This window comes from Shewanella sp. S1-49-MNA-CIBAN-0167 (assembly GCF_040310145.1).
Classification (GTDB): domain Bacteria; phylum Pseudomonadota; class Gammaproteobacteria; order Enterobacterales; family Shewanellaceae; genus Shewanella; species Shewanella psychromarinicola.
Map to the genome: position 1 here is coordinate 53,882 of NZ_JBEOPO010000018.1, position 21,393 is coordinate 75,274.

The following is a 21,393-nucleotide window of genomic DNA, read 5'->3' on the forward strand; positions in this document are numbered from 1 at the left end:
TAAATAAGGTGGTTTTTTGGTTAATTTGATACCTTTTACTGCTTTTTTGATAGTATTGGTATGAAGGTTTTTCTAAGGGGAAGGTATGAGTGAAGCAGCAAAATTAATGGCACAACTTGCCCCAACTGAAGGGGTTAATCATACCCATTTATCCGGTGTGCATGTGTTTCGTAGCTCACGGTATGGCGCGCGCGGACCCATGTGCTATTCACAAGGCGTGCTTATTGTCGGCCAAGGTAAAAAACGGGTTTACTTAGACAACCAAAGCTTCGATTACGACCGCCAGCACTCATTAGTGATGACGGTGCCACTGCCGGTAGAGTGTGAAACGTTTGCCAGTATTGAAGAGCCTGTATTAGTATTGATGGTTGATATCGATTTAGTGCAGCTTAATTACATTATCCGACTGATGGATGAGCATCATCAGATCCCTAAAGATTTAAACGAATCGCGCCAGAGTGGCTTTTTTGTTGCTGATAACACTGAAGACATGGATTGCAGCGTTATTCGGCTATTACAGGCGTTACAGTCGCCATTAGAAGCCAAAGTAATGGGTGAGGCGTTAGTGCTTGAGTTATTGTATCGTTTATTAGACTCGCCCAATGCCGCACCGCTTTATGCGTTGTCGCTTAGCCACACTCGTTTATCGAGGGTCGAAAAAGCCCTTAGCTACATTCATAAACATTATGGTGAGTCGGTTGAAGTAGACACTTTAGCTCGTTTGGTCAATATGAGCCCGTCGGCGTTTCATCGTTGCTTTAAAGAGGTCACCGCCTCATCACCGATACAATACTTAAAGAAGATCCGCCTGAATAAAGCCAAAGCGTTATTACAAGTGCAGAATTTGAAGGTTAAAGAGGTATCAACTCAGGTGGGGTACGAAAGCACGGCCCAATTTAGCCGCGAGTTTAAACGCTACTTTGATCAAAGCCCAGGCGAGTGCGGGAGGTTATAATGGCTATTCCTATTCCGAGTCAGTCATGTGCCCCGAGTGGGTACGTTATGTTTTTAGTTAAGGCCACCTAATGATGACAGTACCCACGGAAATGACCTTTTTTGAGTTTTTAACGCCGTTAGTTGCATCAGGGCGGAAGACGATTACTATCCGCGATGCCAGCGAAAACCATTACCAGCCGGGCAGTCACGTGCAGGTGTTTACCCTTGAAAGCCATACCAAGGTGTGTGACATCATTATTTTGGCCGTTGAGCCATTAGCATTTGATGACATTAATGAGTTTCATGCTAGTCAAGAAAGCCTGCCATTAGTTGAGTTAAAGCAACTGATCCAAACTGTGTATCCTAATCAGCAAACCTTGTTTATGATTTCATTTAAATTGCTTGCTGATTAATACTCATTATTATCAAAAAGTTATCAACTAAGATTTCTTCTGCTGTTGATATGCGTGTCCGACTTTGGTTGTAGGTTCAGCTTGCTTTGTTCTATTTTCTGGTTTTAGCCGCAGCATTAGCCCCTCATCAGTAACTCAATAAGCAATACCTAAAACATGACCTGCTTAACAAATGTGCACCAATAACCGTGTTAGTTTGCATATCTATTAGCTAGTTCACATTTTAGCTATCTCTAAAGTGATATTTTGGTTTCCTGCTTAGGGTATGCGTATTTTATTTAGCGCTTTTTATCAATGGTTTTGCTCTCAGGGCTCATTCAGTTAGGATTTTTTATGTCTCCAATTATTCAATCAGCCAGCCAGGAGTTGATTAAACCTTATCAATCTAATATTACCGTACCCAATTGGATGATCAGCTCTATGGAGCGGGTCATGCAGTTTTATGTTGATAAAAACCTGCGCCTCGACACCATTTCTACTGACCGCATGCCTAAGCCCATCGAAGGCAAAAAATACATGTTGTATGCGCACATTCCGTTTTGCCATACTTTGTGTTCGTTTTGTACCTTTCACCGGTTTTTATTCCGCGAAGATAAAGCGCGCGAATACTTTGTTGCGCTGCGTAAAGAAATGCAAATGGCCAAAGATTTAGGCTATGAGTTTGAATCTATGTACATTGGCGGTGGCACCACCACAGTGCTTGAAGATGAATTAGCCCGCACCATCGAACATGCAAAAACCCTATTTCCTGGCATTAAAGAAGTGTCTTGTGAGTCTGATCCGCAGCATTTGGCCAACCCTGAATTTAAGCAATTAAAAGGACTGGTCGACAGAATGTCGATTGGGGTACAAAGCTTTGATGATGGCATTTTAAAAATGACCGATCGCTTAGACAAGTTTGGTTCTGGCCAACAAACCTTTGACAATATTATGGCGGCCAAAGAGCTGTTTCCTATTATCAATGTGGATTTAATTTTTGGTTTTCGTGGTCAAACGGATGAAATTATCCAGTCAGATCTTGAAATTGCCTCAAAACTCGACCCACGCCAAATTACTACTTATCCGCTAATGATCACTCACCAAACCCGTAAAAGCGTTAAAAATCAGCTGGCTGCACCCCAAGGTGAAATGGTCAATCAGTACCGACAGATTTTAAACCACTTGACGGGGCAATACACACAGTTATCGGCTTGGGCATTTGGTAAAACTAATAACGAAGGCTTTGATGAGTACGTTATTGATTATGATGAGTATCTCGGTGTAGGTTCTGGTTCATTTAGTTTTTTAAATGACACGCTATACGTGAATACATTTTCGCTGAAAAAATATCAACAACGTATTGCCGAAGGCCGTATGGCGGTTGAGCAACAGAAAAAATACCAGCTAAAAGAAGTCATGCAATATCGCTTTTTGCTGGGTATGTTTTCTGGGCGTTTATCACGTAAATATTTTCGCGATACTTTCAACGTTAATTTAGACACCGCCTTGTTTAAAGAAATGGCCTCAATGAAAGCGATGGGGGCACTTAAAAATGACCCAGTTAACCCAGATGAACTGATTGTGACCGATAATGGCAAAATGTTGGGGCTATTGATGATGAAGGAGTTTTACTCCGGCATGGACAATGTGCGTGCCCAATTGCGTCAACCACTTGCCACTGGTGATATGTAATCTCAGTTCGGGATAATCAACGCTTATCAAAGTACCATTTGCCTTGTTATCTGCGTTGTATTGACTTGCAATAGACCCGCTATTGATGCTGCTATTCACGCGTGAATACGCCTTGTTAGCAAAAAAAATAGCAAGTTTGATATAAAATTAACTTAAATATTTTTATGTTAGTTTAATAATCCCATCTCTTAACCCGTATTGAGATCATCGAGATAACCAAAGGCCGTGTTAATCACGGCCTTTTTGTTATACTCAAGGTTCTTTTTATCGACGCTTTTTTAGGTGAGTTGCATGGCCAATATTCTTTTACTTGCCAATATCAATTGTGATCGCATTCTAGTGCTTGATAAGCCACTAAAAACCGGTGGCCGTTTTCATTATCAAGATGGTGGATTACGTTTAGGCGGTGGTGGTGCGAATACCGGATTGGGCTTAGTGTGGGCTCAACACAAGGTGTCACTGGTGAGTGAAGTCGGTAGTGACGACATAGGTGACTGGATTTTAGCTAAGGCCAGCACCTTAGGGCTCGATTGTCGTTTGGTGCACCGCTTTAGTGGCAATACTTGTGAAATGTTACTGGTGATGACACCCGATGGTGAACGGACCATTATTCGACCACAGCGACCTATTTTTGAACTTCCCGCGCCACCCGACTGGCAACATTGGGATGCTTTTTATATTAACTCCTCAGCAAAAGGTGCCGGCGCTTGGGCGGCAAATGCTATTGCGTCTAATCCTAACTGCAAAGTGATATCTCAACTGGCAAAAGATGAGCGCAACCGTCCTTGTCATGTGCTGATCGCATCGATTACCGATATGCAAGGTCGTTGCAACCAAGATCCATGGTTGTTTGCGCAAGCGATTGGCGGCGATGCATTAGAATATTTTATTGTTACCGATGGCGACCAAGGGGCGATGGTGTATAGCGCGGATGGCAAACAACATGTTCCAGCCGTTACAGCCGATGTGGTCGACACTACTGGTGCTGGCGATGCCTATGCCTCTGGGGTGACCCATGGCTTATGTCAGCAGATGTCGATTACCGATGCAATGCATGAAGGAGCTTTGTGGGCATCGTTTGCTGTTGCAACCAAAAGCTCAATTCCAGGCGAGGCACTAAAACAGTATCTAGCCTAAGGTCAACTTGGGTTAAGTTAAGGTTTGCAGGCGAACGCTGCGCATTGCTAAGTATATGCGGATAACTAAAATAGTATTGGTTTGTCATTTTAGTGTCATTGTTGGCCTTTATGATGAGCCCGTCTAAACAACTTTTATAGCATCCAATGGTTCAGACCATTTTTAGCTATTATTTTTGCTATATTATCTCCCATTTTATTGATGGCCTTACTCTTCTACAGTAAGGCTTTTTTTTGTCTGAAAATTGGGTATATTGGCACTGTGTAATCATACTTAAGCAAGGACATGCTGGATGAGTGAGCGATTGGTAAAGTGTATTTCTGGGCTGTATTTAGGTGACCAAGTGCAAATGCATAACGGAGTTGCCAGTTGTATTAATCAAAAACATGCCGTTAAGCTTTTGACCGTGCAGTTTGACCGGGTAGTAGGCAATCGTGAGGCCGACCCTAAACATCACGGTGGTCTCGACAGAGTGCTACATCATTTTCCGCGTGAACATTATGGCCAATACCGGCGCTGGGATTTAATGCCAACCTTTGGTGATGCACCTTCAATGGGCGAAAACATCAGTACAGTTGGCCTTAATGAAGCACAGGTTAATATCGGCGACATTGTCCAAATTGGCGATGTTACCTTACAAGTCACTCAGCCTCGCTCGCCTTGTTTTAAACTCAATTTACAGTTTGGTCAGCCTAAATTTGCCTTAGCCATGCAAGAAAGTCGCATGTGCGGTTGGTTTTATCGGGTGCTGTCTGAAGGCGATATTCGTTCTAGTGATAGTATTGTATTGCTGGAGAGGAAAACGGATATTAGCGTGGCTAAAGCCATGCAGATTTATTTTTTAGCTGAATTTGATGCTGCGCAATATCAGCTGCTGCTTGAATGTGACGGTTTAGCGCAAAGTTGGGTTAATTCATTGCAGCGCAGACTTGATCAGCAAAGCATAGAAGATTGGGCAATGCGCTTATATGGCAAAGCGAGTTAGAGAATAACAATATAATAAAAAAATGATAAGGAATATCAAATGGCCGAACCGATAAGCGAAGTTAGCAAGCAAGCGAGAGATATGGGTTTATTGATCCATGCAGCCAGTTTTGTGGGGTATGTTTTTCCTTTGGGCAGTGTTCTAGGACCTTTAATTGTCTGGTTAATGAAACGTGATGAATTTGAGTTTGCCAACCAATGCGGAAAGAATTGTCTTAATTTTAAATTGAGCTTAATGGTTTATGCCCTGGTATCAGCAATATTGATTTTGATTGGCGTGGGAGTATTACTGTTAGCGGCGTTGGCATTGCTTGATATTATTTGTACCATTATCGCGATGGTGAAAGCTAGCGATGGCATCGCTTACCAATATCCGCTCACGATTCGGTTTCTGAAGTAACCCGTACTATAAACATAAAGTGATGGCCAATAATCATAAGCTTTAAAAACGCCACTCAAATGAGTGGCGTTTTTTTATGGCTATTGATTAACGCATTACACTTTAAAGCGCGCCACTAGGGTATCAAGACGAGTGGCTAACTGATTCAATGATTTGCTTGCATGCGCAGCCGCATGAGCAGTATCTGCTGTACGTTGAGTAATATCGTTGATTTCAGTCACATTGCGATTGATGTCTTCAACTACGGTTGATTGTTCTTCTGTCGCGGCAGCAACTTGAATGTTCATATCGCTAATCAGCGCAATACGTTGACTAATACCACTTAACGAATGACTTGCCTCATCAACAGCTGTAACACCTTCGAGTGAGCGGCTACGAGATTGCTCCATCGCATTAACGGCACGACTGGTTTCTGATTGAAGCTTATCAATCATGGTTTGCACTTCGTTGGTCGATGCAGCCGTTCGAGAAGCCAAGTTACGCACTTCATCTGCAACAACAGCAAAGCCTCGTCCGGCTTCGCCTGCGCGAGCGGCTTCAATCGCCGCGTTAAGTGCAAGTAAGTTAGTTTGCTCTGATATGGCACGAATAACATCTAAAATGCTGCCAATTGACTTAGTGTGCGTTGCTAACGACTCAATCACTTCACCGACTTGTTCAACATCTTTAGATAATTGATTAATAGTTGAACGTGCACGAGTGACCACTTTTTGACCATCAATCGATTCGGTATCAGCATCTCGAGCGGTAACCGCTGCTTGAGCTGCATTGGTCGCAATTTCATTAACCGTAGCACCCATTTCGTTAATTGCGGTGACAACCATGATGGTGCGGTCTTTTTGTAATTGGCTATCATCTAACGTTTGATGGGCTTGGTTTGATACATCAACTGCCGATAAACCTAGCTGCTCGCTGGTTTTGGCCACTTCGACTACCGTATCTTGAATTTTGCTGATAAAACTATTAAAACCACGGGCAAGCTGGGCTATTTCGTCATCTCCAGTAACAGGGAGTCGTTGGCGTAAATCACCTTCACCTTCACCAATGTTACGAAATAGCTCGGCAATATGGGCAATCGGACGACTGACCGAACCGGCAACGACAATCGAAATCGCAATAAACACCGCTGCGATAAGTATTGTCCACAGTAAAATTTGATACGCAGACTCTTGTAGCAAGGCAAAGACTTCCGCTTCAGGCACTTGAGCAACTAAGTACCAGTCCATTGATTCAATGTAGCTGCTGGCGATCAGCATATTCTGGCCATCGACTTCCGCTTTGACCAAATTAAAGTCTCTTTGGTTTAACAGCTGGTTAGTATTGGCGTTAGGGTACAAGCTGCTAAGTTTACTCTTACCCACTTTACGCGTGTCTTGATGCAGTTTTACGTCACCCTTGGCATCCACTAAATAGACAAAACCGCTATCTTCTATTTTAAATGAAGCCAGTAAATTAACCATGTCATCTAATGATTTGGCTAAACTAACAAGCCCACGACCATTGGGTTGTTGGTAACTAATAAATAGTTTTACTTCACCATTGGCTTCGGTAAAGATACTCAGCATTCGCTCTTGTTTGCTATCACGGTAATCAAAAAACCAGCTGTCTTGCTCTGGGGTTAACACGCGTAAAAACCCGTCTTGGGTATAATAGGCTGCACTTTCACGATCGGCATAAGACGCTTGAGCCAAGCCGAATTGATCTTTTACGTCATTAAGTTGTGCAATCACGAGACTTTCTTGGTCTGCTGGACGACCATTTTCAAGCCATCCAAGTAACATTCGGCTATTAGCGAGTTGTTCCGAAGCATTTATTAAACCACTAATTTCGAGGTCGACTTGATTGCGGATTTGCATAAGCAAGCTCGGCATTTCTGAGTTTAACATGCGCTGTTCGACGATTTGTTTTGCACTTCGTTGGCTCAGCAGTCCGACTAACATCGTCGACAGCAGTACAGCGAACGTTACCGTAAGCAAGATTTTTTGCTTAATGGTAAGGGTATTAAATGTATTCATCTACAACAGCCTCTTGGGAGTATCTTTATGATATATGGGAATATTATGGCAATAAATTGATAGTTATTTTGTCAGCAAACGCATTGAGTCATTTCAGCGTTAAATAATAAAGGCATATTAAACTGTCGATGTATCGATAATAGTACTGAGTTCACATGCAACAGGCTCGCAATTAGCTGCGTGAATCAGTCTTGATATCAGCATAACGTTTAAGTTTGAAATAACCGGCTTTACGCCAAGTCGATTTCACTGCGTTAACTTATTTCTCTATTTGAGTACGGAAACAAAATAGTCTTTTTGTGTAGGTTGTTCTGATTTTATGTGGCGCATGATAGTCGATAAAACAAAAAAAACGCACTACTATTTTGTGTGCGTTTTTTTGACGGTGCCAATAATTTAGCTATTGGTTAACTTACATATTGGGATAGTTTGGCCCGCCGCCGCCTTCTGGTGTAACCCAAGTAATATTTTGGCTCGGGTCTTTAATGTCACAGGTTTTACAATGAATACAATTTTGAGCGTTAATGACAAACTTTTTGTCACCGGCTTCTTCAACGACTTCATAAACACCTGCCGGACAATAACGTTGTGCGGGTTCATCAAATTTGGCTAAATTGACCGAAATAGGGATGCTTTTGTCTTTTAGATGTAAATGACACGGCTGATTTTCTTCGTGATAAGTGCTCGACATATACACTGACGATAACTTATCAAAGCTCAATTTCCCGTCAGGTTTAGGGTAATCAATTTTGGTGTAATCGCTGGCCAATCCCATTGTGGCATAGTCTGGCGTCGTGTCTCTAAAGGTCACTGGAAACTTGCCGCCAAACCAATTTTGGTCGATATAGTTAAAAGCGCCACCCAGTAGAGTACCAAACTTGTGTAATGCGGGACCAAAATTACGCGATTGGTATAGTTCTTCGTGAAGCCAGCTCTCTTCAAAACGTTGTTGGAAGCAATCTAGATCTTTACCACCTTCTAAACCTGCAATTAAGCCTTCACCTAAGGTTTTAGCCGCGATAATACCGCTTTTAATTGCAGTATGGGTGCCCTTAATTTTGGCAAAGTTAAGCGTGCCAGCATTACAGCCAATAATTAACCCACCTGGGAAACTCATTTTAGGCAATGAATTTAAACCGCCTTTGGCAATGGCCCTTGCACCATAGGATAAGCGCTCACCACCCGTTAATGCTTTGGCAATAACGGGATGAGTTTTATAGCGTTGAAATTCATCAAATGGACTGAGATGAGGATTTTTATAATTCAAATCGATTATCAACCCGACAGCGACTTGGTTGTCTTCCATGTGATAGAGAAATCCACCTCCTGATGAGCCATTCACCAGTGGCCAACCGCCAGTGTGAACCACTTTACCCTGTTGATGTTGCTCGGCAGGAACCTTCCAAATTTCTTTAAAGCCTAAGCCATAGTGCTGCGGCGTTTTGCCATTGTCTAAATGATATTTTTGGATCAATTGTTTACCCAAATGACCACGACAGCCTTCTGAAAAAACGGTGTATTTGGCATGTAACTCCATACCTGGCATGTAGCTGTCTTTAGGTTGGCCGTCTTCACCGACGCCCATATCACCGATTAAAATACCTTTAACACTGTTGTCTTCATTAAACAGCAATTCACTGGCGGCAAACCCTGGGAAAATCTCTACGCCCATGGCCTCTGCTCTGTTGGCTAACCAACGGGCTAAGTTAGCAACACTAATAATGTAATTGCCATCATTGTGCATTGTTTTAGGCACTAAGCTATTTGGTATTAAGCGTGATTGCGTTTCTGAATTAAGCAAATAGATTTCGTCATGTGTGACTTTGGTGTTTAGCGGGATATCTGAGTCACGCCAATCATTAAACAATTCGTCTAGTACATCGGGTTCAAATACTGCACCCGATAAAATATGTGCGCCAACCTCAGAGCCTTTTTCTACCACGCAAACGGTGATTTCTTTATCGGCATCTTTAGATATTTGCATTAAACGACAAGCAGTTGCTAAACCCGCTGGGCCTGCACCGACAATTACTACGTCGAACTCCATTGACTCGCGTTCCATGTTCTCACCTTTCCAAGTTTCCCGTTCATCGCGGGTTTATTGTTTTTATATAATGATAAGTAAACGATCGTTTGTTCTTTACTCACCTTACCGCAAAATTCGCTTTTGTCACAGTAGCAAACACAATCTTGTCAGCGTGAGTCGAGTCACAAAAAAATAACCCTATAGTCTTTTAAATTAAGATATTCACCTAAAGGGGTATTTGTGAAACCGCAATTAGGCCTATAATTGGATCTGACGGTTCTCCGAGCTTTTTGCCCTACGTCAATGATATGGGCAGTTAGCCGTGGTAATTTTGCCACCGGGGTGAGTAAAGAAATGCACTCACCTCCCACACTTGGAAAGGTTAACATGTCCCAATTACAAGACAGCTTTGGTCGAAGATTTCACTATTTGCGGATGTCAGTTACTGATGTTTGTAATTTCAAATGTTCTTATTGTTTGCCCGATGGGTATAAACCCGATGGCAAGCCTAGCTTTTTAACGCTTAATGAGATTGAAAATCTCGTTGCAGGCTTTGGAGAGGTCGGCACTCAAAAAGTTCGAATCACCGGTGGTGAGCCCACTCTGCGCAAAGACTTCACAGATATTGTGCGGATCGTTGCCGCAAATCCTAATATTAATACCGTAGCAATGACCACCAATGGTTATCGTTTACAGCAACATGCTAAAGAATGGTATGACGCTGGTTTACGGCGTATTAATATCTCTGTTGATAGCCTAGATCCTAAAATGTTTTATCAAATTACCGGCGAAAACAAATTCGACCAAGTGATGCGGGGTATTGATGCCGCACTTGAGGCGGGGTTTGAGCGGGTTAAAGTCAATGCCGTGTTACTTAAAGGCTTAAACGATAGAGATTTACCACGTTTTTTGCAGTGGATTAAACATACACCTATCGATTTACGTTTTATTGAGTTAATGGAGACGGGTTTAGGTCACGATTATTTTAACGCGCATCATCTAGCTGGTGTGGACATAAAAAAACAACTTGAGCAACAAGGCTGGTTATATGATCTGCCAAGTGTTGATGATGGTCCTGCGCAAAACTTCAGTCATGCAGATTACCAAGGTCGTATTGGGCTAATTATGCCTTACGCTAAGAATTTCTGTGCCAGCTGTAACCGCTTACGTGTGTCTGCAAAAGGTAAATTACATTTATGTTTGTTTACTGAAAATGGCGTCGATTTGCGTGATTTATTGCAAAATCCTTCGCAGCAAGATGAATTAATAAGTCGTTTACACGGTCAATTAGCCCAGAAAAAAGAAACCCATTATTTACATCAAGGTATTACCGGTGTGACTCAGCACCTTGCTTCTATTGGTGGTTAAGCGGTTATTGAGCTAAACAGACGGATGACGCACAATATAGTGGTGCTCAGTCGATAGAGATTGAATTTGATTAAGGCAATTACAGTATGAGCAATCGTTTTACCCATATTAACGCCGATGGCAATGCCCATATGGTCGATGTGACTGAAAAAGCGGTCACTGAGCGTGAAGCCCGCGCTGAAGCCTTTATTGATATGGCTCCTGAGACTTTAGCCATGATCATGAATGGCAGTCATCACAAAGGTGATGTGTTTGCGACCGCACGTATTGCCGGGATTCAAGCGGCTAAAAAAACGGCTGATTTGATCCCATTATGTCATCCCTTGATGCTGACTAAGGTGGAAGTTGAGCTTGAAGCTCAGCCTGAGAATAACCGCGTGCGCATTACCAGTTTGTGTAAATTGTCAGGCAAAACCGGTGTCGAAATGGAAGCGTTAACGGCGGCATCTGTCGCCGCATTAACCATTTACGACATGTGTAAGGCGGTACAAAAAGACATGATTATTTCTCAAGTTAGGTTACTGGAAAAACGCGGCGGTAAATCAGGCCATTTCCAAGCTTAATCGGTCAATGATTACTCGGGTAAACCTCGATAGATGTTATGAATAAAGACAGTGAGAAACCACTATGATCCAAGTGTTATTTTTTGCGCAAATTCGTGAGTTATTAGGCAGCGCTAAAGTTGAGCATACTGCCGAGAATATTGATACCGCTGAAGCGTTACGTGCAGCGCTTGCCGCCACTGATGACAAGTGGGCCAAAGTGTTGGCATCAGACAAATTACTGGTGGCAATTAATCAAACCATGAGTCAGTGGGATTCACCGGTGAAAGACGGCGATGAAGTGGCCTTTTTCCCTCCGGTTACAGGGGGGTAATATGGAACAGTGTAATCCTCAAATTAATGTGCGTGTTCACACTGAAGATTTTTGTGTCGCCGATGAGTATGGGTTACTTGCCTGCAATAATCAGGACGGCGCCGTGGTCAATTTTGTCGGTAAAGTACGTGACTTTAATGATGGCAGTGCCGTAACCGATTTAACCCTAGAGCATTATCCTGGGATGACCGAGTCGGTATTAATGCAGATTAGCCAACAAGCTTGCGATCGTTGGCCATTAAGCAAAGTGACAATTATTCATCGAGTTGGTACTCTGATGCTTGGCGAACAAATCGTGTTTATCGGTGTGACCAGTGCTCATCGTAAAGCGGCATTTGCAGCTTGCGAGTTTTTAATTGATTTTTTAAAGACCAAAGCGCCTTTTTGGAAACTTGAAGCCGGTGATACTGGCCGTAAGTGGGTTGAGGCGCATGATAGCGATCAGCAAGCCGCTAAAATGTGGCAAAAGTAGTATTTATCCATATTACTGGTACATAGCAAGGATAAGCCCTCAATGTCTTTCATTAACACCATTATTCAGATTTATTATCGGCTTTTGCAGCGGCTTCATACCAGTGGTATCGCGGCGTTGCTCGCGATATTACTGGTGGGATTCAGTTCAGTAAGCGTGGCCAATGACGCCCCCGCCATTGCCGCCGCGGCCAATATTCAGTTTGCTGTAGACGAGATAGCGATACGTTTTCAACGGAAAACGGGGTTGGCTGTGCGGGTAAGTTATGGTTCATCGGGTAATTTTGTTACTCAAATTCAGCATGGTGCACCGTTTGAAATGATGCTCAGTGCTGATGAGAGTTATATTGATAAGTTACATCAAGCGGGTTATACCCAAGATAGTGGGGTTATTTATGCTATTGGCCGACTTGCCCTTGCTGCGCCTAAAAAATCGCCGTTAATTTTGGACGCTAATTTAGTTGGGCTAAGGCAATTAATCGACGATGGAAAATTGTCTCGTTTTGCGATAGCCAATCCCGATCATGCCCCCTATGGTGAGAGCGCGCGTGAAGTGCTCAAAGCAAAAGGCTTATGGGATATGTTGCAGCCCACCCTGATTTTAGGCGAGAATGCTGCACAAGCCACCCAATTTACCATTAGCGGCTCCACTCAAGGCGGGATAGTGCCGTTATCCTTAGTGCTAACGCCTGCATTTGCTAAGCGCGGAAACTATGTTGTTATCCCTGATTCGTTATATCAACCTCTCAATCAACAGATGGCATTAATGCCTAATGCATCTAAAACTACCGAGCGATTTTATCAATACATGCAATCAGCTGAGGCGCAGGAAGTGTTAACTCAATTTGGGTTTAATTTACCGCAACCTACTATTAAGAAGGGTGCTTAATGGATTGGCAAGCTCTGTGGCTGTCGGTCAAACTGAGTTGTTTTACCGTAATATTATTAATTCCGTTGGCCATTATGGTTGGACGATGGTTGGCGTACCGGCAGTTTAAGGGTAAGTCATGGCTTGAGGCTTTGATCATGGTGCCGTTAGTGTTGCCGCCGACGGTTATTGGCTATTACTTGCTGGTAGGGTTAGGTAATCAGAGCGTGATAGGCCAATGGGTTGAACAATTAACGGGCCAGCAGCTGGTGTTTCATTTTTCAGGCTTAGTGATCGCTTCTATCATCGTCAATATCCCTTTTGCGGTTCAACCTATTCAACGTGCTTTTGAAACCATTCCCATTGATATTCGTGATGCTGCGGCCTGCTGTGGCATGAGTCGATTACGTATTTTTCTTCGAGTCGAATTACCTATGATATGGCCTGGAGTATTAACCGCAGTGGTGCTGTGTTTTTCTCATGTACTAGGCGAGTTTGGTGTGGTGTTAATGCTGGGCGGTAATATTGCCGGTGAAACCAAGACTATCTCGATAGCAATTTATGACAGTGTGCAGGCATTTGATTTTGATTCCGCAGGAATGATGTCTTTGGTATTACTCTTGTTTGCAGTGAGTGCTTTAGCGCTGACTACGAGTATGTCGAAGCGTTTAGGAGGGCATTATGGTGCCTCGCAGCGCTGATCTTATATGTGATATTTCACAAACTTCTCCTATTCCACTTGAAGCGCATTTTAGTTGCCGCGCCGGTGAGGTATTAGCGGTTGTTGGTCCTTCCGGTGGTGGTAAAACCACCTTGCTAAGAATGATAGCCGGTTTGAGCTTACCTCAACAGGGACAAATCCACTGTGGTGATCTGCTATGGTTTGATGCACAACAGTCGATTTCGTTAACGCCACAGCAACGGCATATTGGTTATATGCCGCAGCATTTTGGTTTGTTTCCGCATTTATCAGCGTTAGATAATGTCATTTCTGGGCTTGACCATGTCCCCAAAGCATTGCGAAAATCGCGTGCTTTAGATTGGTTAGAGCGCGTCAACTTGCAAGGTTTGCCTGATCGCTTACCCGCTCAATTGTCTGGCGGACAACGTCAACGAGTCGCGCTGGCTCGTGCACTGGCTCGCGAGCCGACTATTTTGCTGCTTGATGAACCCTTTTCTGCCGTAGACAAAGAAACTCGCGAGCGCTTATACATTGAGTTAGCTCGCTTAAAACAACAATTATCTATACCTGTCATCATGGTAACCCATGATATGCATGAGGCGTTGTTACTGGCCGATAAGATGATATTGATTAGCCAAGGTAAAATGTTGCAACAAGGCAAGCCATTTGAGGTGTTATCTCACCCCAATGACGAAGCGGTGGCCAGGCAGATGGGCTTGAGGAATATTTTTGATGGTCAAGTTGTAGAGCAAGACATTGAACGCAACATGACCAAGTTTACTTTGGGTGATGAACTCATTGTCAGCGACAGTGCACCACGATTAACCATCGGCCAATCTATCCGCTGGGTGATCCCAAATCAAGGTATTCGCTTTAACGCCATTAGCAGTGGTCGTTTGTGTAAAAGCTTAAATAAATTAGAGGTATTAATTGAATCTGTACTGGTGATGGGTGAATCATCACGGGTGATAGCATCTGTTGTCGGTATTGGGTCGATCATCAATACCGATGTGCCGACTCATTTGGTGCATAAATTAGCCTTGGCGGCAGGCGTGCAAACGACTATTGCTCTCAAGTCAGATCAAATTCACATTTTAAGTGTGCAGTCTTGATTTTGATAATAAAAGCAAATAAAACAATAGTTTGATCGCGTTTTGGCGCTATTTCTGAATAATAACATGACCATTGACGCGTCAATATGGCTTGTTGGCAACATCAATGACGGGTTTACGATAAAATGTTGCCATTTGTGCCATTTGTGCCATTTGTGCCATTTGTGCCGTTATTATCGATTGACCTGACCTCTTATTTCGAGAAAATGTTATGTGACGACGGCCCATCGCGCCGAAAAATAATATTTATGATCAATTATTAATCTTAGATTTCTTGGGACTTCGTCTGCTCTTAGGTAGAGTGGTCATGTAATACCATTTTCAATTATATAGAGGCTCGTGATGGTTCGGTTGCTGCTAGCAATATGCTTTCTTCCTTGTGCCGTGATGGCGACACCGTCTATGCACTCTTTATTGATCAATGGCGACTTTTTAAAGCCAATAACGGTCATGGAACAATTAGAGCAACAAGATGAAGGCACCATTTGTGACTTTGATGTTGATGTTGAAGAAGGCTTGCTGGTGTATAAAATTTCTATGGTTAACGTAGAGACACACCGAATACATAAATACCAATACCGAGCCTTAGACGGTACATTATTAGCTGAAAAATCGTCAACTTATGCCTCTGATGATATTGGCCAAGTGAATGCGGCAAAAATGCTCCAAGCCAAGCATATGAAGTTTTCAGAATTAGTGACTCTCGCGATTGAAAATCAGCAAGGATATTTAACACAGGCGGAATTGGACCACGATTTGTCAATTAGTTATCTCGAACTAAAATTACTCAATCAAGATAGTAGAAATACCATTGCTTTCGATATTGAAACCCTACGTCCACTACCTTTGCTCAAATGGGATTAAAGACTCTATGACTATGCGTATTTTATTGGTTGAAGATGATGCTACTACATTAAAGTATGTAGCCGATGGATTTACTGCTCAGAAATATCAAGTCGATAGTGCGACGGATGGTCAAGAAGGGCTAACGTTAGCGAAACATAACCAATATGATTTGTTGATCCTCGATCGTATGCTACCTAAGTTAGACGGCTTAACATTATTATCTGCTCTGCGTACCAGTGGGAATAATACTCCGGTACTCATTTTATCGGCATTAAGCCACGTTGATGAGCGTGTAAAAGGTTTGCGTGCGGGTGGTGATGATTACATGACTAAGCCATTCGCCTTTGCGGAATTATTAGTGCGTGCTGAAAAGCTTATTCAACGCAATGTGGTTGAACCTGCTGCCACAGATATTGAGGTTGGTAGTTTGAAGATGGAATTACTCACCCGTAAAGTTACCCTGGATGATAGCGAGTTAATGCTACAACCAAAAGAATTTCAATTGCTTAAATATTTAATGGAACACCCGAATCAAGTGATTAGTCGGACATTATTATTTGAAGCAGTATGGGACTACCATTTTGATCCTCGTACCAACGTGATTGATGTGCACATCGCCAAATTACGTCGCAAATTTGAAGAACTTGGGCATGGTGAGCTAATTGAAACCGTAAGAGGGGCTGGTTATCGCCTTTGCAAAAGGCATTAAGCCTTACCAAAGTAGTGCGTGGCGGATCACGCTTATCTTCTCGACTTTAGTCACCATACTCATTGTTATGTTGGTGCTCAGTCTCTATCGACAGTTAGTTATTGAGCAACAAAATCAGGTAGACAAACATCTTTCTGCAGAAATGCAGCGCTATCAGCAGTTAGCATTAACGGTTAACCGTCGTAGTTTTGCCGCTCAAATTCGTGCTGCCGATCCAAAAACGGCATTGATTGCCTGGCGCAACAGTGTCGATATGGTTGGCGCACTGACTTTCTTACCCGAAAACATGCCACAACTGCCCGAAACCAAAGATTTCCCTATTTTTACTGGCGGCCCAGATAAGCTGCATATCCTGACTGGCGGTCTAGTCATTACTCGTTATGGCCCAGTACTCATTGCTACGCGAACCGATCAGCTTGCAGCGTTAATTGAGAAATTTATTAATGCGGCGTTTTGGGCGGTGGCGTTTACGTTAGGGCTCACGCTAGCATTAGGTTATATTTTCTCTAAAGCCATTCTTAGGCGACTGGTCGAATACAACCGCTTAAGTGAACAAATTGAAGCTGGACATTATGAAACGCGTTTGCCGGTAAGTGAAAGCCAAGATGAATTTGACATGCTTGCGCGGCAATTTAATTTGGTGCTCGACACTTTAGAGCAAAACTTACGTGCCGTTCGCGGCGTCAGCGATAACATTGCCCATGATTTACGCACCCCGCTATCGCATTTGCGCATAGGCATAGAACAGTTGTCGCAAAAACCTACGTCTGAGCTTGCAGATGCCACTGCTGAGTTGCTAGAAGAGTTAGACCATTGTCTGGGGACATTTGATGCCATGTTATCGTTAACTCGCATTGAAGAAGGCCAGCAAATGCTTGATTTACAGCCGGTGAGATTACAGCAAATCTGCCAAGATTTATTTGAGATGGCTGAGGTTATTGCAGAGAGTCGCGATCAAGTGCTGAAAATCAGTTTAGAAGGTGATATTCACGTTAATGGTGATAAGTATTTATTGTTCCAAGCTTTGTTTAATCTAGTGGATAACGCGATAAAGTATTCACCCGAGGGTGCTACAATCAGTATTATTCAGCACGGTAAACATATTCAAATTAGTGATAATGGACCGGGTATTATTGACGAAGATAAAGAGCGGGTATTTGACCGTTTAGTCCGCTTAGACCCAAGTCGTCATTTCAAAGGCACGGGTTTAGGCTTGTCGATGGTAAAGGCTATTTTGTCGCGTCATAAAGCGACGATTTCATTACATGATAATAACCCTGGTTTATTGGTGAGTATTCACTTTAAATAATCCTGCGGGTATCCCCCCTTTAATCCTTGTTGGATAATCTATGTATCAAGTGATCAGTGACCAAACAGACTTTATTGTCATCAGTAAGTCCGTTAATGTTCATTTTCATAGTCAAGATGGCAGCGCTGGGGTGATTGCTCAGGCAGAGGCTGATTTAGGTTATAAGCTTTACCCTGTTCATCGTCTCGATACTCCGACATCCGGTTTGCTGGTGGTGGCTAAATCACCACAAGCTGCTAGTGTGTTTACCCAAATGTTTACTCAGCATAAAGTTCAAAAATATTATCTGGCAATCGCTTGCGGTAAACCTAAAAAGAAACAAGGTTGGATTATTGGCGACATGGCTAAGTCGCGTCGCAGTATGTATAAATTACTGCGGACCAGCAGCAACCCCGCCGTAACGCAGTTTTTCAGTCAGAGTATTGCCCATGGTATGCGGCTGTATTTACTGAAACCGCTCAGTGGCAAAACCCATCAATTGAGAGTGGCTTTAGCCAGTATTGGAGTGCCTATTTTAGGCGATCAACTCTATGGCAATGAGCTTAGTGACAGGTGCTATTTACATGCTTATAGTTTGCATTTTACTTATCGAGATCAGGCTTATGTTTTTCAACAACCGCCCTCATTAGGTCAACAGTTTTTGTTGTCAGCATGCCAACAGCTTATGGCTAATCAATGGCAATCACCTAATGATTTACCGTGGCCGAGTAAAGACTAGTTGTCTTTTATTAGCCTGTGGCACCGCCGGTTTATTATCCCGAGCAGAGGTTACAGAGAGGGTTAATAGGCTGAAGTCTTGTTAATGGGCTAAAGTTTATGATGTGCAAAGGCAGGTGAAACGCTTGTATCGATTAAGATTGCTCTATTGAGCTAGCGGCAATCGATTCATCTATTGAGTCCATTGAGCAAATCGTATTACGACCTTTGCTTTTAGCAAGGTACATGGCATCGTCAGCGAGCTGTAATAACTGTTCAATAGTGAGGTGAGTTTTACAGGTTGCATAGCCAGTGCTTAGGGTCATATTAATGGTGTTTTTTTGCCAAATAATAGATAAGTCGTTTATTCTATCTTGCACTTTCTCAGCAACTATTTGGGCTTCATCTGTATTAGTGGATGGCAATATAACCAGAAACTCTTCACCACCATAACGGCAGATAAAGTCGACTTTACGTAATGTCTGCTGTAATACTTCAGCAGTTTGTTTGAGCACTTTGTCGCCGGCTAAATGTCCGTATGAGTCATTGATAAGCTTGAAGTGATCTAAATCGAGCACCATTAGAGTATAAGCGAGTCCATTACGTTGCCACAAGGCATCAACTTGTTCGAGTTTGTCCAATAATGCATGTCGATTCCATAAGCCTGTCAGTTGATCTTTGTTGGCTAACCGAGCGACTTTGAACACTAAACGAGTTAGAGCATTACCAAATAATACTAAATTAGTCAGTAATAACAATATGATGTAGCTCCACATCACCAATGATGAGTTAAGCTTGTCAGCGGCAGAAATGTTGGCAAGTTGGTCGGGGGAAAACAACAGAGCCATGGCGCGGATGATAAATAGCAAACCTATGGTAAAAAAGGGTATGTTTAACAAAGTCGCATAATACAGCGGTAGGTGTTTTTTCACTGCCCGAAAGTTATCAATACCCGTTAGAGTGATAAAGGTCGCTGCAGTAATACTCATGACGATCACTAAGTACACTGCATAGGTCAGGGAGGGGGGGACTAGTAGCATTAATAATGCCGTGGTCGCCAGTAATATAAGATCAAATCGATAAGTTAAAGGTTGTTTAAATAAATGTTGGCAGCCCCAGCGCACCAGAGCAAAACCCAGTAGTATTGTCATGTCTGCAACAAACCAGTATAAATAGTTAATTGCTTCAGTACGTTGGGTATAAAGTAAGAGACCAATAAAAGTGAAAACGTTGGTCGCCGCGAAACACCAGCTGGCTTTAGGTGCAATGCGTAATAGATGAGCAAGCAATGTCCAGGCTAGTGCACAGCTTAGCGCGATTAAACTAAAAAATTGAACAAAAACAATACTCTGACTATGTTCCATATGACTCATTAGTATCGTGAAGAAGATGACTCATGATGCAATAACAAAATAAGTGCACAAAAATAGAATAATGATTCTAGTTAACAAGTTGTATCGTATACTATTTTTATAATTTTTGTCGCTAAATTAATCAACTTAAATAAGGTAACTAACATGGATTCTAATAAATTATTACTGGTCATCCTTGCGATTTTGCTCCCACCAGTAGCGGTACTGCTCAAAAATGGTATGGGTAAGGACTTATTAATTAATATCCTATTATGCCTTTTCTTTTTTGTACCTGGGCTTATCCATGCGCTGTGGGTGGTATTACAAGAATAATCGTGGTTCTGAGCGATGCTATTTGGTTTTTGATGTGCTGCAATCATTAGAGGTTGGGCAGGTTTGAGGCGATCATTGTCTCGTAGACAGGTTGTTTTGTATAATGATTTTTTTGTATCAAACTCAGATGATATAAACCGTAGATGATATAAAAAAACACCGTCAACAAATGCTATCAAGAGACCCATATGAACCGTAAAAAGAAAATCAATCAAACCCTGAAAGCCAAAGCAAAAAAAGCCAATGCGAAGCTCCATGCAACCAATAAACCCTCTTATGTTGCTAAAGCTGACCGCGAAAGGCTTACGCAGGTTGAATGAGTTGCAGCGCCATTAACAGATTTTGTTGATAGCGCTGACTGAGAGAATACTCACGTCTGTGCTATTACCAACGTCTGAGTCTAGTATCACTTTAGACGTTCACACCACAGACGTTACAGTGGGGTTGTTTAGGCAAGCGCATCTGCCTAAACTCCATGGTCATCGCATCAATCATTAACAACTTCCCCGTTAAAGGCAGTCCGATACCTGTGATGACTTTAATGGCTTCTGTTGCTTGGATACAACCAATCATACCGACCACAGGTGCAAGAATACCCGCTTCGACACAAGTTAACTGTTGCTCGCCAAATAAGGCACTAAAACATTGATAACAAGGACTGTGTTGTTGATAGTCAAATACCGTTACAGTGCCTTCCATCCGAATCGCTGCGGCCGATACTAAAGGCACCTGGTGCTCAAAACAGCTTTTATTAAGCTGTTCTCGTACTAACATATTGTCGGTGCAATCAAGAATTAAGCTATGCTGACTTACTTGCGCGTTAATCTCATCATCATCTAACAGGGCATTAATCGTATTAATCTTAATTAGCGGATTTAGTTGCATTAACGCCTGTTTAGCCGATTCAACTTTTGGCTGCCCAATATTGGTATCATGGTGTAATACTTGACGCTGTAAATTAGAAAGTTCTACCGTATCAAAATCAACTAAGGTGATTTCACCCACCCCAGCCACGGCAAGATATTGGCTTGCTGCACAGCCTAAACCGCCAGCACCAATAATTAATACCTTAGCAAGTTTCAACTTTTCTTGGCCATCAATATCGATAGCTTTAATGGAGATCTGACGGCTATAACGCAGCATTTCCGTGTCGGTGAGTATCTCTTGATCAAGTGAGTCCATATTTATT

General features: G+C 42.6%; 23 protein-coding genes and 1 riboswitch. Of the genes, 19 read left to right on the forward strand and 4 right to left on the reverse strand.

The annotated features are described in order from the left end of the window. The first annotated feature begins 85 nt into the window (after positions 1-85). The 6 genes from AAEZ00_RS10270 to AAEZ00_RS10295 all read left to right on the forward strand — a co-directional run bounded on the left by AAEZ00_RS10270 (position 86) and on the right by AAEZ00_RS10295 (position 5,541). Positions 86-955 (forward strand): AraC family transcriptional regulator, encoded by an 870-nt coding sequence (locus AAEZ00_RS10270; RefSeq protein ID WP_101033582.1) that lies wholly within the window; start codon positions 86-88, stop codon positions 953-955. A 70-nt stretch (positions 956-1,025) separates the two neighbouring features. Then, positions 1,026-1,349 (forward strand): N(4)-acetylcytidine aminohydrolase, encoded by a 324-nt coding sequence (gene yqfB / locus AAEZ00_RS10275; protein ID WP_124012975.1) that lies wholly within the window; start codon positions 1,026-1,028, stop codon positions 1,347-1,349. 333 nt (positions 1,350-1,682) lie between these two features. Continuing rightward, positions 1,683-3,020, forward strand: coding sequence for a coproporphyrinogen III oxidase family protein (locus AAEZ00_RS10280; protein ID WP_124012976.1), 1,338 nt, complete (start codon positions 1,683-1,685; stop codon positions 3,018-3,020). A gap of 291 nt (positions 3,021-3,311) precedes the next feature. Beyond that, the gene (locus tag AAEZ00_RS10285) at positions 3,312-4,157 is read left to right on the forward strand and encodes a PfkB family carbohydrate kinase (protein WP_124012977.1); all 846 of its coding nucleotides are present in this window, start codon (positions 3,312-3,314) and stop codon (positions 4,155-4,157) included. A gap of 292 nt (positions 4,158-4,449) precedes the next feature. Next, positions 4,450-5,142 (forward strand): MOSC domain-containing protein, encoded by a 693-nt coding sequence (locus tag AAEZ00_RS10290; RefSeq protein ID WP_101033590.1) that lies wholly within the window; start codon positions 4,450-4,452, stop codon positions 5,140-5,142. Positions 5,143-5,181: 39 nt separating this feature from the next. Next, positions 5,182-5,541, forward strand: coding sequence for a DUF4870 domain-containing protein (locus AAEZ00_RS10295; RefSeq protein WP_124012978.1), 360 nt, complete (start codon positions 5,182-5,184; stop codon positions 5,539-5,541). Between the two features lie 95 nt (positions 5,542-5,636). Here AAEZ00_RS10295 and AAEZ00_RS10300 read toward each other — a convergent pair whose 3' ends face one another. Further along, positions 5,637-7,556, reverse strand: coding sequence for a methyl-accepting chemotaxis protein (locus tag AAEZ00_RS10300; RefSeq protein WP_124012979.1), 1,920 nt, complete (start codon positions 7,554-7,556; stop codon positions 5,637-5,639). Between the two features lie 412 nt (positions 7,557-7,968). Beyond that, positions 7,969-9,618 (reverse strand): electron transfer flavoprotein-ubiquinone oxidoreductase, encoded by a 1,650-nt coding sequence (locus AAEZ00_RS10305; RefSeq protein ID WP_351088625.1) that lies wholly within the window; start codon positions 9,616-9,618, stop codon positions 7,969-7,971. A gap of 231 nt (positions 9,619-9,849) precedes the next feature. Continuing rightward, a riboswitch (molybdenum cofactor riboswitch) is annotated at positions 9,850-9,982 on the forward strand. Between AAEZ00_RS10305 and moaA the strand changes: the two genes are divergently transcribed. The 11 genes from moaA to AAEZ00_RS10360 all read left to right on the forward strand — a co-directional run bounded on the left by moaA (position 9,970) and on the right by AAEZ00_RS10360 (position 18,541). Further along, complete coding sequence (gene moaA, locus AAEZ00_RS10310) at positions 9,970-10,950, forward strand: GTP 3',8-cyclase MoaA (protein ID WP_101033598.1); 981 nt, start codon at positions 9,970-9,972, stop codon at positions 10,948-10,950. It overlaps the preceding riboswitch by 13 nt. An 86-nt stretch (positions 10,951-11,036) precedes the next feature. Beyond that, positions 11,037-11,513 (forward strand): cyclic pyranopterin monophosphate synthase MoaC, encoded by a 477-nt coding sequence (moaC, locus tag AAEZ00_RS10315; protein ID WP_101033600.1) that lies wholly within the window; start codon positions 11,037-11,039, stop codon positions 11,511-11,513. A gap of 64 nt (positions 11,514-11,577) precedes the next feature. Beyond that, entirely contained in the window at positions 11,578-11,826 is a 249-nt protein-coding gene (moaD, locus tag AAEZ00_RS10320; protein ID WP_101033602.1) for a molybdopterin synthase sulfur carrier subunit, read from the forward strand. A 1-nt stretch (position 11,827) separates the two neighbouring features. Beyond that, positions 11,828-12,298 (forward strand): molybdopterin synthase catalytic subunit MoaE, encoded by a 471-nt coding sequence (gene moaE / locus AAEZ00_RS10325; RefSeq protein WP_101033604.1) that lies wholly within the window; start codon positions 11,828-11,830, stop codon positions 12,296-12,298. Positions 12,299-12,340: 42 nt separating this feature from the next. After that, positions 12,341-13,186, forward strand: coding sequence for a molybdate ABC transporter substrate-binding protein (gene modA / locus AAEZ00_RS10330; RefSeq protein WP_101033606.1), 846 nt, complete (start codon positions 12,341-12,343; stop codon positions 13,184-13,186). Next, positions 13,186-13,866: a molybdate ABC transporter permease subunit gene (gene modB / locus AAEZ00_RS10335; RefSeq protein ID WP_101033608.1), complete on the forward strand. Its 681-nt coding sequence runs from the start codon at positions 13,186-13,188 to the stop codon at positions 13,864-13,866. The genes modA and modB overlap by 1 nt, the downstream gene beginning before the upstream one ends. Further along, a complete protein-coding gene (locus AAEZ00_RS10340) occupies positions 13,847-14,959 on the forward strand; it encodes an ABC transporter ATP-binding protein (RefSeq protein WP_101033610.1) in 1,113 nt (370 codons plus the stop codon). The genes modB and AAEZ00_RS10340 overlap by 20 nt, the downstream gene beginning before the upstream one ends. Positions 14,960-15,361: 402 nt before the next feature. Then, complete coding sequence (locus tag AAEZ00_RS10345; RefSeq protein WP_232772112.1) at positions 15,362-15,823, forward strand: hypothetical protein; 462 nt, start codon at positions 15,362-15,364, stop codon at positions 15,821-15,823. A gap of 13 nt (positions 15,824-15,836) precedes the next feature. Then, positions 15,837-16,514 (forward strand): response regulator transcription factor, encoded by a 678-nt coding sequence (locus AAEZ00_RS10350; protein WP_101034784.1) that lies wholly within the window; start codon positions 15,837-15,839, stop codon positions 16,512-16,514. Positions 16,515-16,581: 67 nt separating this feature from the next. Then, the gene (locus AAEZ00_RS10355; RefSeq protein WP_101033613.1) at positions 16,582-17,823 is read left to right on the forward strand and encodes a sensor histidine kinase; all 1,242 of its coding nucleotides are present in this window, start codon (positions 16,582-16,584) and stop codon (positions 17,821-17,823) included. Between the two features lie 40 nt (positions 17,824-17,863). After that, on the forward strand, positions 17,864-18,541 hold the full coding sequence (locus AAEZ00_RS10360; RefSeq protein ID WP_101033615.1) for a TIGR01621 family pseudouridine synthase: 678 nt from the start codon (positions 17,864-17,866) through the stop codon (positions 18,539-18,541). Positions 18,542-18,674: 133 nt separating this feature from the next. Here AAEZ00_RS10360 and AAEZ00_RS10365 read toward each other — a convergent pair whose 3' ends face one another. Beyond that, entirely contained in the window at positions 18,675-19,883 is a 1,209-nt protein-coding gene (locus AAEZ00_RS10365) for a GGDEF domain-containing protein (RefSeq protein WP_351077789.1), read from the reverse strand. A 153-nt stretch (positions 19,884-20,036) separates the two neighbouring features. Between AAEZ00_RS10365 and AAEZ00_RS10370 the strand changes: the two genes are divergently transcribed. Both AAEZ00_RS10370 and AAEZ00_RS10375 read left to right on the forward strand, forming a co-directional pair. Continuing rightward, positions 20,037-20,204, forward strand: a complete 168-nt coding sequence (locus AAEZ00_RS10370; protein WP_101033619.1) for a YqaE/Pmp3 family membrane protein — start codon at positions 20,037-20,039, stop codon at positions 20,202-20,204. Positions 20,205-20,392: 188 nt separating this feature from the next. Continuing rightward, positions 20,393-20,524 (forward strand): DUF2986 domain-containing protein, encoded by a 132-nt coding sequence (locus tag AAEZ00_RS10375; RefSeq protein ID WP_101033621.1) that lies wholly within the window; start codon positions 20,393-20,395, stop codon positions 20,522-20,524. 91 nt (positions 20,525-20,615) lie between these two features. Here AAEZ00_RS10375 and moeB read toward each other — a convergent pair whose 3' ends face one another. Then, on the reverse strand, positions 20,616-21,386 hold the full coding sequence (gene moeB / locus AAEZ00_RS10380) for a molybdopterin-synthase adenylyltransferase MoeB (RefSeq protein ID WP_101033623.1): 771 nt from the start codon (positions 21,384-21,386) through the stop codon (positions 20,616-20,618). Positions 21,387-21,393 lie beyond the last annotated feature (7 nt).

Bases quoted from the DNA above. Each gene is read 5' to 3' on its own strand.
- modB (WP_101033608.1), top strand. From the start codon at position 13,186: ATGGATTGGCAAGCTCTGTGGCTGTCGGTCAAACTGAGTTGTTTTACC.
- AAEZ00_RS10355 (WP_101033613.1), top strand. From the start codon at position 16,582: ATGTTGGTGCTCAGTCTCTATCGACAGTTAGTTATTGAGCAACAAAAT.
- moaE (WP_101033604.1), top strand. From the start codon at position 11,828: ATGGAACAGTGTAATCCTCAAATTAATGTGCGTGTTCACACTGAAGAT.
- modA (WP_101033606.1), top strand. From the start codon at position 12,341: ATGTCTTTCATTAACACCATTATTCAGATTTATTATCGGCTTTTGCAG.
- AAEZ00_RS10290 (WP_101033590.1), top strand. From the start codon at position 4,450: ATGAGTGAGCGATTGGTAAAGTGTATTTCTGGGCTGTATTTAGGTGAC.
- AAEZ00_RS10360 (WP_101033615.1), top strand. From the start codon at position 17,864: ATGTATCAAGTGATCAGTGACCAAACAGACTTTATTGTCATCAGTAAG.
- AAEZ00_RS10280 (WP_124012976.1), top strand. From the start codon at position 1,683: ATGTCTCCAATTATTCAATCAGCCAGCCAGGAGTTGATTAAACCTTAT.
- AAEZ00_RS10350 (WP_101034784.1), top strand. From the start codon at position 15,837: ATGCGTATTTTATTGGTTGAAGATGATGCTACTACATTAAAGTATGTA.
- AAEZ00_RS10305 (WP_351088625.1), bottom strand. From the start codon at position 9,618: ATGGAACGCGAGTCAATGGAGTTCGACGTAGTAATTGTCGGTGCAGGC.
- AAEZ00_RS10375 (WP_101033621.1), top strand. From the start codon at position 20,393: ATGAACCGTAAAAAGAAAATCAATCAAACCCTGAAAGCCAAAGCAAAA.
- moeB (WP_101033623.1), bottom strand. From the start codon at position 21,386: ATGGACTCACTTGATCAAGAGATACTCACCGACACGGAAATGCTGCGT.
- AAEZ00_RS10295 (WP_124012978.1), top strand. From the start codon at position 5,182: ATGGCCGAACCGATAAGCGAAGTTAGCAAGCAAGCGAGAGATATGGGT.
- moaD (WP_101033602.1), top strand. From the start codon at position 11,578: ATGATCCAAGTGTTATTTTTTGCGCAAATTCGTGAGTTATTAGGCAGC.
- AAEZ00_RS10365 (WP_351077789.1), bottom strand. From the start codon at position 19,883: ATGGAACATAGTCAGAGTATTGTTTTTGTTCAATTTTTTAGTTTAATC.
- moaA (WP_101033598.1), top strand. From the start codon at position 9,970: ATGTCCCAATTACAAGACAGCTTTGGTCGAAGATTTCACTATTTGCGG.
- AAEZ00_RS10345 (WP_232772112.1), top strand. From the start codon at position 15,362: ATGCACTCTTTATTGATCAATGGCGACTTTTTAAAGCCAATAACGGTC.
- AAEZ00_RS10340 (WP_101033610.1), top strand. From the start codon at position 13,847: ATGGTGCCTCGCAGCGCTGATCTTATATGTGATATTTCACAAACTTCT.
- AAEZ00_RS10300 (WP_124012979.1), bottom strand. From the start codon at position 7,556: ATGAATACATTTAATACCCTTACCATTAAGCAAAAAATCTTGCTTACG.
- AAEZ00_RS10270 (WP_101033582.1), top strand. From the start codon at position 86: ATGAGTGAAGCAGCAAAATTAATGGCACAACTTGCCCCAACTGAAGGG.
- moaC (WP_101033600.1), top strand. From the start codon at position 11,037: ATGAGCAATCGTTTTACCCATATTAACGCCGATGGCAATGCCCATATG.
- AAEZ00_RS10370 (WP_101033619.1), top strand. From the start codon at position 20,037: ATGGATTCTAATAAATTATTACTGGTCATCCTTGCGATTTTGCTCCCA.
- AAEZ00_RS10285 (WP_124012977.1), top strand. From the start codon at position 3,312: ATGGCCAATATTCTTTTACTTGCCAATATCAATTGTGATCGCATTCTA.
- yqfB (WP_124012975.1), top strand. From the start codon at position 1,026: ATGATGACAGTACCCACGGAAATGACCTTTTTTGAGTTTTTAACGCCG.